The organism is Thermomonospora umbrina (assembly GCF_003386555.1).
Lineage (GTDB): Bacteria > Actinomycetota > Actinomycetes > Streptosporangiales > Streptosporangiaceae > Thermomonospora > Thermomonospora umbrina.
The window spans coordinates 2,765,933-2,778,025 of the sequence record NZ_QTTT01000001.1 but is presented as its reverse complement, the minus strand read 5'-3'; the positions used below and the strand labels follow the sequence as shown (position 1 = coordinate 2,778,025).

At 72.1% G+C, this 12,093-nt stretch carries 10 protein-coding genes; 4 read left to right on the top strand and 6 right to left on the bottom strand.

What is annotated here, in order from left to right:
• Positions 1-8 precede the first annotated feature (8 nt).
• The 4 genes from DFJ69_RS12295 (at position 9) to DFJ69_RS12280 (ending at position 4,463) form a co-directional block, all read left to right on the top strand.
• A complete protein-coding gene (locus DFJ69_RS12295) occupies positions 9-1,271 on the top strand; it encodes an AMP-binding protein (RefSeq protein ID WP_170177628.1) in 1,263 nt (420 codons plus the stop codon).
• A gap of 7 nt (positions 1,272-1,278) precedes the next feature.
• Positions 1,279-2,526 (top strand): PucR family transcriptional regulator, encoded by a 1,248-nt coding sequence (locus DFJ69_RS12290; RefSeq protein ID WP_116022603.1) that lies wholly within the window; start codon positions 1,279-1,281, stop codon positions 2,524-2,526.
• A complete protein-coding gene (locus DFJ69_RS12285) occupies positions 2,523-3,251 on the top strand; it encodes a MerR family transcriptional regulator (RefSeq protein ID WP_116022602.1) in 729 nt (242 codons plus the stop codon). The genes DFJ69_RS12290 and DFJ69_RS12285 overlap by 4 nt, the downstream gene beginning before the upstream one ends.
• Before the next feature lie 129 nt (positions 3,252-3,380).
• Positions 3,381-4,463, top strand: coding sequence for a serine hydrolase domain-containing protein (locus DFJ69_RS12280; RefSeq protein WP_116022601.1), 1,083 nt, complete (start codon positions 3,381-3,383; stop codon positions 4,461-4,463).
• Positions 4,464-4,507: 44 nt separating this feature from the next.
• Here the strand turns inward: DFJ69_RS12280 and DFJ69_RS34250 are convergent, their stop codons facing one another.
• From DFJ69_RS34250 to dnaK, 6 genes are all read right to left on the bottom strand, one after another.
• Complete coding sequence (locus tag DFJ69_RS34250; protein WP_170177627.1) at positions 4,508-4,666, bottom strand: hypothetical protein; 159 nt, start codon at positions 4,664-4,666, stop codon at positions 4,508-4,510.
• Positions 4,667-5,055: 389 nt separating this feature from the next.
• On the bottom strand, positions 5,056-7,647 hold the full coding sequence (clpB, locus tag DFJ69_RS12275) for an ATP-dependent chaperone ClpB (RefSeq protein WP_116022600.1): 2,592 nt from the start codon (positions 7,645-7,647) through the stop codon (positions 5,056-5,058).
• 12 nt (positions 7,648-7,659) lie between these two features.
• Entirely contained in the window at positions 7,660-8,109 is a 450-nt protein-coding gene (locus DFJ69_RS12270) for a heat shock protein transcriptional repressor HspR (protein WP_116022599.1), read from the bottom strand.
• Positions 8,110-8,113: 4 nt separating this feature from the next.
• Positions 8,114-9,283 carry a molecular chaperone DnaJ gene (gene dnaJ, locus DFJ69_RS12265; RefSeq protein WP_116022598.1) on the bottom strand — a complete coding sequence of 390 codons (1,170 nt, stop codon included), beginning with the start codon at positions 9,281-9,283 and terminating at the stop codon, positions 8,114-8,116.
• An 85-nt stretch (positions 9,284-9,368) separates the two neighbouring features.
• On the bottom strand, positions 9,369-9,992 hold the full coding sequence (grpE, locus tag DFJ69_RS12260; protein WP_116022597.1) for a nucleotide exchange factor GrpE: 624 nt from the start codon (positions 9,990-9,992) through the stop codon (positions 9,369-9,371).
• Entirely contained in the window at positions 9,989-11,845 is a 1,857-nt protein-coding gene (dnaK, locus tag DFJ69_RS12255) for a molecular chaperone DnaK (protein WP_116022596.1), read from the bottom strand. Before dnaK ends, grpE begins: the two co-directional genes overlap by 4 nt.
• Positions 11,846-12,093: the final 248 nt, after the last annotated feature.

The window sequence follows — 12,093 nt, the reverse complement described above, 5'->3', positions numbered from 1 at the left end:
CGAGCACGATGCAGGACGTTCCGCTGGAGATCCGGCGGCTCCTCCGGCACGGCACCCAGCGGCACGCCTCGGCCACGATCGACACGGCCACGCGGGGCGGGTTCCGCCGCGTCTCGTTCGCGGAGACCGGCGTGAACGTGGCGCGGCTCGCGCACGCGCTGCGCGGGCTCGGGGTCGGTGAGGGCGACCGCGTCGGCACGTTCATGGGTGACAACGCCGAGCACGTGGAGGCGTTCTTCGCCGTCCCGTGCCTGGGGGCGGTGCTGCATCCGATCGACGTTCGGCGGCCCGGCGACGAGATCGCGTTCGTCGTCGATCACGCCGAGGACCGCGTGGTCATCGTGGACGGCGCGCTGCTGCCGGTGTTCGAGCCGCTGCTCCCCGCGCTGAAGACCGTCGAGCACGTCATCGTCAACGGGCCGGGCGTCCCCGGTCTCACCGCCCCGGCGGGCGTGACCTTCCACGAGTACGCCGCGCTGCTCGGCGGGCACCCCGCCACCTACGACTGGCCCGAAACGGGTGAACGTCGCGCCGCCGCCCTCTGCTACGCCTCCGACGGTACGGGCGAGCCGAAGGGTGTCGTCCACGATCACCGCTCGATCTCTCTGCGCGCGATGACGTCGGCGATGCCCGGGGTTCTCGGCCTGTCGGAGTACGACAGGCTGCTGGTCGCCGTTCCGCAGTTCGAGGAGCCGGCCTGGGGGCTGCCGTACGCGGCGTTCCTGACCGGCGCCTCGCTCGCGCTGCCCGACCGGTTCCGGGAGCCGGCGGCGTTGGCGGCGTTCACCGCGGCGTCGCGCCCCAACCTGGCCGTGGGGACGTCCGACGTCTGGGAGGGGCTGCTGCCGCACCTGGAGATGCTGTCCTCCCTCACCGAGGCGGCCGTCGGCGGCGTTTCCTGCGCGCCCTCGCTGATGGACGCCTATGACGAGCACGGCATCACGCTCGTGCCGGTCTTCCATAGGTGGGGGGCGATGGCCGTGGCCCGGCCTCCCGTCACCGCGTTCGGCGACGAGATCCGGGGCTATCGGCTGACGCAGGGCCGGTTCGTGGGCCCGGTCGAGGCGCGCCTCGTCGCGCCCGACGGGTCGGTGCTGCCCCACGACGGCGAGAGCGTCGGGGAGCTCGAAGTGCGCGGCCCGTGGATCGCCGGCTCGTACTACCGCGCCGAGGACCCCGGACGGTTCCGCGACGGCTGGCTGCGCACCGGCGACGTCGGGCACATCGGCCCGGACGGATACCTGACCCTCACCCGGGCCGCACGGCACTAGGAGACTGATGGCACCGGTGACGAGTGACGCGACGAGACCGCCCTGGAGCCTGGTGCCCGCCGAGACCGCCGCGCTGCTCCGCCGCCACCAGCAGGAACTCGCCATCGAGATCATCGGCGAGGTCGAGGCGCAGGTCCCCGAGTTCGGCCGGCTCGACGCCGTCGACCGGCGGGCGGCGATGGTGGAGGCGGTGCGCGGCGGGGTGGCCGAGTTCGCCGGGCTGCTGGGCGCCCCGGCCGCACGCCGACCCCAGCACCTGATCGACCGCTTCGCCGCCGCCGGGGCCGAGGAGGCCCGCGCCGGACGCGCCCTGGACCGGTTCCAGGCCGCGCTGCGCGCGGGGGCCCGGGCGGTGCTGCGCTGGCTGTCCGTGCAGTCCGAACGGCTCCGCCTGCCGCGCAGCGCCTACCGGGCGTTCGCGGAGGCGGTGTTCGCCGCGCTGGACGAGTTCGCGGCGGCGGCCGCCGAGGGGCACCGCCGCGAGCTGGGGCGGCAGGGCGAGGACCGGCGACGGAACCGGGCGCGGCTGCTGTCGCTGCTCACGATGGACCCTCCGCTGACCCCGGAGGCCCTCGCCGACGTGGCCGCCCAGGCGGACTGGACGTTGCCGCGCACCATGGCCGCCGTGGTGTTCACACCCCGGGAGGTCGACGCGAACCCCGCCTTCCCCGGCCTTCCCTCCGACGTGTTGGTGGACGCCCCCGACCATCGAGGGGCCGCTCCGTGGGGCATCGTGCCCGATCCGGACCGGCCCGGCGGTCTTCCCTTCCTGGCCGAGCCGCCCGAGCGGTGGATCGCGGTGGTGGGGCCGACGGTCGCGGCCGAGGAGGGGGCGATCTCGCTGCGCTGGGCCCGCCAGACGCTCGGGCTGCTCGAACGCGGGATCATCGCGCGGCCCACGGTCCGTGGACCGATCTCATGGGCGGATCACCTGCCGTCGCTGGTGCTGTTCCAGAACGAGGAGCTGCACCGGATGATGGCGGCGCGGCGGCTGACCCCGCTGCTCAAGCTGCGGCCCCGCGAGGCCGAACGGCTGGGCGGCACGCTGCTGGCCTGCCTGCAGCACGGCTTCCACGTGAAGAACACCGCGCAGGCCCTGCAGGTCCATCCGCAGACGGTCCGCTACCGGATGAACCAGCTCGAAGCCCTCTTCGGCGACGACCTGCACGCCGTCGACCGGCGGCTGGAGCTGGAGATGGCCCTGCACGCGTGGTTGGCGACCCTGGCGGCCGGCTCCCGTACGGTGGGCCGATGAGCGAGGCCACGTCCTACCGGATCGAGGAACTGGCTCACGAGGCCGGGATCCCCGTCCGTACGCTGCGCTACTACCAGGAACGCCGCCTGCTGCCGCCGCCCCGTCGCGAGGGACGGGTCGCCCTGTACTCGCCGGCCCATCTCGAACGGCTCCGGCTCATCACCGAGCTGCTCGAACGGGGCTACCGCCTCGACGGCATCGACGAACTGCTGGCCGCCTGGGAGCAGGGCCGCGACGTCGGGGAGCTGCTCGGCTTCGAATGGGCGGTGACCGCCCCCTGGAGCGAGCAGACGCCCGTCGAGCTGTCCCGGGACGAGTTGGCCGAGATGTTCGGCGACCAGCTCACCCCGGAGGTCGTCGACGAGGCGATGGAGCTGGGCTACCTCGAGGTGGACGGCGACAGGGTCCGGCACCGGAGCCCCCGACTGCTGGAGGCCACGGCGGCGCTGGTGCAGGAGGGCATCCCGCTCTCGGAGATCCTGGCGGTGACGTGGGAGCTGGAGGCCGCGTTCGACCGCATGGCGTACGTCTTCGTACGGATGGTGCGGCGTCACCTGCTCGACCCCTTGGGCGCCTCGCCGTCCCCGGCGGAGCTGGCCAGGCTCACCCGCTCGGTGGAACGGCTGCGGCCGGTCGCCCGTACGGTGGCCGACGAGCACTTCGCCCGCGCCATGGACCGTCGGGTCACCAGGGAGTTCACCGACATCGGCGACAAGACGCCGTAGGTCATGCTCTTCGCCGCCGCGCCCGAGACGCCACCCTCCTGGGAGGGAGTCCGCGGATGGCTCCGCCGCCCGACGTGGATCCGGACCGGCCGTCCCTAGCGTGACGCTCTCCGAGACCAAGGAGGGTTCATGCTCACGACACTGGCCACCGCCGTGACGTTGACGGCCACGCTCATCGCGCCGCCTCACCATTCCGCGCTCCGCGACGTCGTCCACCGCCTCACCGCCGAGGACGGCGCGCCGGGCGCGCTCGCCGAGGTCCACGACCACCGGCGCGGCCGGACCGTGGTGACCAGCGGGGTCGCCGACCTGGAGACCCGCGCGCCGGTGTCCCCGCGGAGCCACTTCCGCATCGGCAGCCTGACCAAGCCCTTCGTCGCCACGGTGGTGCTCCAGCTCGTGGGCGAGGGCAGGGTCGCCCTGGACGAGCCGATCGAACGCCACCTGCCCGGCGTCGTGCGCGGCGGCAACGACGGCCGCGAGATCACCGTCAGGCACCTTCTCCAGCAGACGAGCGGACTGCCCGACGTGCTGGAACACCTGACGCCGCAGCAGATCATCGAGGACCCCCTCCGGCACTGGGAGCCCCGGGAGCTGCTCGCCGTGGCCTTGGAGCACCCCAGGCTGTTCCCGCCGGGGGACCGTTGGGCGTACTCCAGCACCAACTACCTGCTCGCCGGCCTGTTGATCGAGTCGGTGACCGGCCGCCCGTACGGCGAGGAGATCCGGCGGCGCGTGCTGCGCCCCCTGCGCCTGAACCACACGCAGGTCCCCGGCGACACCGTCGACCTGCCGCGCCCGCACACGCGAGGCTATGTACGGGCCGGCGCGCGGACCCTCGACCTCACCCGCCTCAACCCGACGGTCGCGTGGGCCGGCGGCGAGATGGTCTCCACCGCCTCCGACGTCAACACCTTCCTCCGCGCCCTGGTCGGCGGCCGTCTGCTCCGCCCCGCCGAGCAGCGCGCCCTGAAGACGACCCGCCCCACCGGCCGCCCCTCCGGAGCCCTGTACGGCCTGGGCCTCCAATGGAACCCGTCCCGCTGCGGCGGCTACTGGGGCCACGGGGGCGACATGCTGGGCTTCTCCACCCGCACCGGCGCCACCGACGACGGCCGCCAGGTCACCGTCATGGCCAACCTGAACCCCGGAGCCACCGACGCACAGAAGACCCACCTCAACGAGGCCGTCCCCACCGCCCTGTGCGACTGAGTCTTGGGCCCCGGGGGCCGTGGGGCGCCCCGGGGCCCGGTGGGTCAGCGGCCTCGGTTCATGTTGCGGGTGGGGAGGCGGCGCGCGTTGAGGCGGCCTCCTTGGGAGAGGGCGGTGGTTCGGCGGTCGGGCCTGCCGCCGAAGCGGCGGGTCGGGTCGGACTGCTTCGCCTTCGCCTTCTTGCCATTGTTGTCGTTTCGCATGAAGGGGTCACCTCCGGGCACGTCGAATTCTGGTCTCGGCGGACCAGGGAAAGGACAGGGATGTGGCCTTGCGCGTGATGAGGAATGGCACCGACACCGTAATTCGGAGACACGCGTCGCGGGGACGAACATGCCCGAACGGGCGGCCATGCGTGAGGCATGGCCATCAGATGCAGGTGGTGAAGGTGCCGGTCACGGCGAGGCGGGGAGCGGATGCGCGGCGCCCGAGGCCCGCGAGTGGCGGGGTGGGGCGGCGGTGGGCTCTACCCAGAGGGATCAGATCTCCATGCCGACGACATTAGCAGGAGACCGGGTACGACTGTCAACGGGTCATCCATAGGAAATTCAGAAAGGCCGCCCATGGGCGGGGCGGCCTTTCCGAAGGCGCGTCACTTGGTGAGCGTCACCGCGGGTCGTACGGTGAGGGTGTCGGCGGACTCGTCCAGGTCGACCACGACCTCGTCGCCGTCGCCGACCGTGCCGGACAGCAGTTCCCGGGCCAACCGGTCGCCGATGGCGGTCTGCACCAGGCGGCGCAGCGGTCGGGCCCCGTACAGCGGGTCATAGCCGGTGAGGGCGAGCCACTCGCGGGCCGCGGCGGTCACCGTGAGGGTGAGGCGGCGGTCGGCGAGGCGGTGGGCGAGGCGGTCGATCTGCAGGTCCACGATCCGGGTCAGCTCGGTGGTGGACAGCGTGTCGAAGAGGATGACGTCGTCCAGCCGGTTGAGGAACTCGGGCTTGAAGCTCGCGCGGACGGTGTTCATGACCGCGTCCCGTCGGGCCCCGTCGTCCAGGGTGGGGTCCACCAGGAACGGCGAGCCCATGTTCGAGGTCATGATCAGGATCGTGTTGCGGAAGTCGACCGTACGGCCCTGCCCGTCCGTCAACCGGCCGTCGTCGAGCACCTGGAGCAGGAGGTCGAAGACCTCCGGGTGGGCCTTCTCCACCTCGTCCAACAGGACGGCCGTGTAGGGGCGGCGGCGGACGGCCTCGGTGAGCTGGCCGCCCTCCTCGTACCCGACGTAGCCGGGCGGGGCGCCGACGAGGCGGGCCACGCTGTGCTTCTCGGAGTACTCCGACATGTCGATGCGGACCATCGCCCGCTCGTCGTCGAACAGGAACTCGGCGAGCGCCTTGGCCAGCTCCGTCTTGCCGACCCCGGTCGGGCCGAGGAACAGGAACGACCCGGTGGGCCGGTCCGGGTCGGCGATGCCCGCGCGGGCCCGGCGGACGGCGTCCGACACGGCCTTGACCGCGTCGGCCTGCCCGATCAGGCGGCGGCCCAGCTCGTCCTCCATCCGGAGCAGCTTGGCCGTCTCGCCCTCCAGGAGGCGGCCGGCGGGGATGCCGGTCCAGGAGGCGACCACGTCGGCGACGTCGTCGGGGCCGACCTCCTCCTTGACCATGGCGTCGCGGGTCTCGGCCTGCTCGGCGGCGGCGGTCAGCTCCTTCTCCAGGACCGGGATCTCCCCGTACGTGAGGCGGGCGGAGGTCTCCAGGTCGCCGTCGCGCTGGGCGCGTTCGGCCTCGCCGCGCAGCTCGTCGATGCGCTTCTTCAGCTCGCCGACCCGGTTGAGCCCGGCCTTCTCCTGCTCCCAGCGGCCGACCAGCGCGTTGAGCTGCTCGTTCTTGTCGGCGAGGTCCTGGCGGAGGCGTTCGAGGCGCTGGCGGGACGCCTCGTCGGACTCCTTGGCCAGCGCCATCTCCTCCATCCGGAGCCGGTCGACGGCGCGCTGCAGCTCGTCGATCTCCACCGGACGGGAGTCGATCTCCATCCGCAGCCGGGACGCGGCCTCGTCGACCAGGTCGATGGCCTTGTCGGGCAGGAAGCGGGCGGTGATGTAACGGTCCGACAGGGCGGCGGCGGCGACCAGCGCGGAGTCGGCGATCTGCACCTGGTGGTGCGCCTCGTACCGGCCCTTGAGCCCGCGCAGGATCGCGATGGTGTCCTCGACGGTCGGCTCGCCCACCAGCACCTGCTGGAAACGGCGCTCCAACGCCGCGTCCTTCTCGATCCGCTCGCGGTACTCGTCGAGGGTGGTGGCGCCGATCATCCGCAGCTCGCCGCGCGCCAGCATCGGCTTGAGCATGTTCCCGGCGTCCATGGCGCCCTCGGCGGCGCCCGCCCCGACCATGGTGTGCAGCTCGTCGATGAACGTGACGATCTGCCCGTCGCTGCTCTTGATCTCGTTCAGGACGGCCTTGAGCCGCTCCTCGAACTCGCCCCGGTACTTGGCCCCGGCGACCATCGCGCCGAGGTCGAGGGCGACGAGCCGCTTGTTGCGCAGCGACTCGGGCACGTCGCCGGCCACGATCCGCTGGGCGAGGCCCTCCACGACGGCGGTCTTGCCGACGCCGGGCTCGCCGATGAGGACGGGGTTGTTCTTGGTGCGTCGGGACAGCACCTGAACGACCCGGCGGATCTCGGTGTCGCGGCCGATCACCGGGTCGAGTCGGCCCTCCCGCGCCTGGGAGGTGAGGTCGACGCCGTACTTCTCCAGCGCCTGGTAGGTCTCCTCCGGGTCCTCGCTGGTGACGCGGGCGTGGCCGCGCACCTTCTCGAACGCGTCCAGCAGCGCCTGAGGGGAGGCCCCGGCCGGGCGCAGCACCTCGGCGGCGGGGCCCCCGTCGGCCGCCAGGCCCACGAGCAGGTGCTCGGTGGAGACGTACTCGTCCTCGAGCTGTTGGGCGCGGTGACCTGCGGTGTTCATCGCCACGATGAGCTGCCGCGCCATCTGCGGCGACGCCACCGTGGAGCCCGCCGCCTTCGGCAGCCCCGCAAGGCGCGTCTCCGTCTCGCGGCGTACGGCCTGCCAGTCGACGCCGACCGCCTCCAGCAGCGGGACGGCGGTGCCCTCCGGCAGCGCGAGCAGCGCCGCGAGGAGGTGCAGGGTCTCGACCTGGGGGTGGCCCTCGGCCGCCGCCCGGCGGACCGCGACCGACACGGCCTCCTGGCTCTTGCGCGTCAGCTTGTAGTCCACGATCGCTCTCCCTCACGGTTCCTGGTGGCGGTCGCGCCAGAGGACGACGCTGGTGCTGCGGATCGGCACGAGGTCGCCGCCGGGCGCGCCCGCCGGGCCGCCGCGTCGAAGCTGGGCGGCCAGCCGGGCGGCCACGGCACGCGTCGACTCCAGCTCGGCGGCCAGCTCCTCGGCGGCGGCGCGCATCCGCGCCAGCTCTCCCGCCAGCCGCTCGTTGTCGCGCTGGAGCTCCAGGATGTGCTTGATCCCGGCGAGGTTGATGCCCTCGTCCTGGGACAGCCGCTGGATCTCGCGCAGCATCACGATGTCCCGCATCGAATAGCGGCGTCCGCGGCCGGCGGCGCGGCCGGGGCAGACCAGGCCCATCCGGTCGTAGGTGCGCAGCGTCTGGGGGTGCAGTCCGGACAGTTGCGCGGCCACCGAGATCACATAGACGGGCGTGTCGTCGCCGAAGCGGTCCATGGGATCACTCCTTCGCCAGATGCAGCAGATCGGAGCGCAGCGCGTCGCCGTTCTCGGTGGCGCGCAGCCGTTCCAGCGCCTCCCGCGCGGGGTCGTCGAGCCGCTGCGGGACCTGGACGTCGATGGTGACGAGCAGGTCGCCCATCGTCCCGTCCCGACGGGTCGCGCCGCGCCCGCGGACCCGGAACGTCCGGGCGTTGGGCGTGCCCTCGGGGATCTTGAGGGTGACCGGCATGCCGCGGTGGGTGGGCACCCGGATCCGGGCGCCCAGCGCCGCCTCGGCGAACGTCACCGGGACGGTGACGGTGAGGTTGTCGCCGCTGCGCTGGAACACCGTGTGCGGCGCCACCTTGATCGTCACGTAGAGGTCGCCGGCCGGGCCGCCGTTCTCGCCCGGCGCGCCCTTGCCCTTGAGCCTGATCCGCTGCCCGTCGGCGACCCCGGCGGGGATGCGGGCCTGGATGGTGCGGGTGCCGGTGGCCCGGCCGCTGCCGTGGCAGGTGGGGCACGGGTCGTCCACGACCAGCCCCCGGCCCCGGCACTCGCGGCACGGCTCGGAGAAGCCGAACGTGCCGAGGTTGCGGGTCTCCTGCCCGGTGCCCTCGCAGGAGGGGCAGACCCGGGGCACGGTGCCCGCCTTGGCGCCGGTGCCGCGACAGCGGTCGCAGGACGCCTCGCTGGTCAGTCGGAGCGGCACCGTGATGCCGTCCAGCGACTCCGAGAACGACAGGGTGACCTCGGTGTCCACGTCGGCCCCGCGGCGGGCCCGCCGCGCGCCGGGGCCGCCGGTGCGGGTGCCCGCGCCCCGGTTGAACAGCCCGCCGAACAGGTCGCCGATCCGTTCGCCGGCGGCGCCCCCGGCCGTCTGGCCCTGGCCGAACAGGTCGCCGAGGTCGAAGCCGAACCCGCCGCCCTGGGTGCCCCGGAAGCCCCCGGCCCCGAACAGCCTGCGGGCCTCGTCGTACTCCTTGCGGCGCTTGTCGTCGGACAGGACGTCGTAGGCCTCGGAGATCTCCTTGAAGCGCTCCTCGGACTCGGTGTCGCCCTTGTTGGTGTCGGGATGGTGCTGACGGGCGAGCTTGCGGTACGCCTTCTTGATCTCTTCCTGGCTGGCCGTCTTCGACACACCAAGGGCCTTGTAGTAGTCCTTCTCGAGGAAGTCCTTGGTGCTCACGGCGCCCCGCTTTCGTCCGTCTTCATCAGGTCATCGGTGTTGCCAGGGGGTCCGGGCGGCCCCGTGGAGGGGCCGCCCGGAGGTGTCACTCGTCGTCGTTCTCGGCGGCCGACTCTTCTTCGGGTTCGGCCACCGCGACCCGCGCGGGCCGCAGGATCCGCGAGCCGATCCGGTATCCGGGCTGGAGGACGTCCACGCAGGTCGGCTCGGTCACGTCCGCCGAGTAGGCGTGCATCAGCGCCTCGTGCACGGTCGGGTCGAAGGGCTCGCCCTTCTCGCCGAACCGTTCCAGGCCCAGCTTGCCCGCCGCCGCGTCCAGCGCGTCGCCCACCGACTTGAACCCGCCGGTCAGCTCCTCGTGGTCGCGGGCCCGGTCGATGTCGTCCAGGATCGGCAGCAGCCCGGTCAGGACGTTGGCCAAGGCCTGCTCGCGGACGGCGACCCGGTCCCGCTCGACCCGCTTGCGGTAGTTGGAGTACTCCGCCTGCAGGCGCTGCAGGTCCGCGGTGCGCTCGTCGAGCTGCGCGCGGAGCTTGGTCGCCTCCTCGCCGTCCGCGGCCGGAGCCGGGGCCCCCTTCGCGGCGGGCTCGGGAGCGCCCTCGGCGGGCTTGTCCTTCTCCCGGACCTCGCCGGTCTCGGGGTCGATCCGCCGGTTGTCGCGGATGACCGGGGCCTCGCGCTCCTCGCCCTTGTCGGAGGGAGAAGTCACGCGGCACCGCCCTTCGGGTTGTCGTCGTCCACGATCTCGGCGTCGACGACCTCGTTGTCCTGCGCCTGACCGTCGTCGGCCGCGCCCTCCGGCGCGCCCTGCGCGTCGGCCTCGCCGGCCGTCTGGGCGTACATGGCGGCGCCCATCTTCTGGCTGACCTGGCCCAGCCTGTCGGCGCCGGCGCGGATCGCGTCGGTGTCGGTGCCCTCGAGGTTCTTCTTGACCTCGGCGACGGCCTCCTCGACCTCGGACTTGAGCTCGGCCGGGATCTTCTCGTCGTTCTCGCGGAGGAACTTCTCGGTGTTGTACGCGAGGGTGTCGGCCTGGTTGCGGACCTCGGCCTCCTCCTTGCGCCGGCGGTCCTCCTCGGCGTACTGCTCGGCGTCCTGCATCATCCGCTGGATGTCGTCCTTGGGCAGCGCCGAGCCGCCGGTGATGACCATCGACTGCTCCTTGCCGGTGCCGAGGTCCTTGGCGCCGACGTTGACGATGCCGTTGGCGTCGATGTCGAAGGTGACCTCGATCTGCGGGACGCCGCGCGGCGCCGGGGGCAGCCCGGTGAGCTGGAAGGTGCCCAGCTTCTTGTTGTACGCGGCGATCTCGCGCTCGCCCTGGTAGACCTGGATCTCCACCGAGGGCTGGTTGTCGTCGGCGGTGGTGAACACCTCCGACCGCTTGGTCGGGATGGTGGTGTTCCGCTCGATGATCTTGGTGAAGATCCCGCCCTTGGTCTCGATGCCCAGGCTCAGCGGGGTCACGTCCAGCAGCAGGACGTCCTTGACCTCGCCCCTGAGCACGCCGGCCTGCAGGCTGGCGCCGACCGCCACGACCTCGTCCGGGTTGACGCCCTTGTTGGGCTCCTTGCCGCCGGTCAGCTCCTTGACCAGCTCGGCGACGGCGGGCATCCGGGTGGAGCCGCCGACCAGCACCACGTGGTCGATCTGCCCGACGGCGATGTTCGCGTCCTTGACGACCTGACGGAACGGGCCCTTGCAGCGGTCGAGCAGGTCCGCGGTGAGCTTCTGGAACTCGGCCCGGGTGAGCTTCTCGTCCAGGTGCAGCGGGCCCTCGGCGGACGCGGTGATGTAGGGCAGGTTGATCTGCGTCTCGGTGGAGCCGGACAGCTCGATCTTGGCCTTCTCACCGGCCTCGCGCAGGCGCTGGAGCGCCATCTTGTCCTTGGACAGGTCCACGCCGTGGGCGTTCTTGAACTTGGTGACCAGCCACTCGACGACCGCGTTGTCCCAGTCGTCGCCGCCCAGGTGGTTGTCGCCGCTGGTGGCCTTGACCTCGACCACGCCGTCGCCGACCTCCAGCAGGGACACGTCGAACGTGCCGCCGCCGAGGTCGAACACCAGGATGGTGGCCTCGTTCTCCTTCTCCAGGTGGTAGGCCAGCGCCGCGGACGTCGGCTCGTTGATGATCCGCAGCACGTTGAGGCCGGCGATCTGCCCGGCCTCCTTGGTGGCCTGGCGCTGGTGGTCGGAGAAGTACGCCGGGACGGTGATCACCGCGTCGGTGATCTTCTCCCCGAGGTAGGACTCGGCGTCCCGCTTGAGCTTCTGCAGCACGAACGCGCTGATCTGCTGGGGCGTGAAGTCCTTGCCGTCGATGGCGGTCTTCCAGTCCGTGCCCATCTCGCGCTTGACCGACCTGATGGTGCGGTCGACGTTGGTCACGGCCTGGCGCTTGGCCACCTCACCGACGAGGACCTCGCCGTTCTTGGCGAAGGCGACGACGGACGGCGTGGTCCGCGACCCCTCCGCGTTGGCGATCACGGTGGGCTCGCCGCCCTCCAGAATCGCGACGACCGAGTTGGTCGTCCCGAGGTCGATACCGACCGCACGTGCCATGGTCTTCGTCCTCCGTCGTCACTCGACCGTCCCCCTGGGCGGCCGCCGTGGCGCCCCGCCGGCCGTACGGCGCGGGGCGCATGGGTTGTCAGTCTGCTCCTGCAAGGGTGCCGCGACCCCGAGTCCTTGTCAAATCAGTTGAGTCGACCAGACTCAAGTTTGCTGCTGCCCTCTACAACAGGACGTTTGAGCCACCCCTTCCGGTTCCCGGATGCTCCGTCCCCGTCGGTGCTCTGACCTGCGGGGAA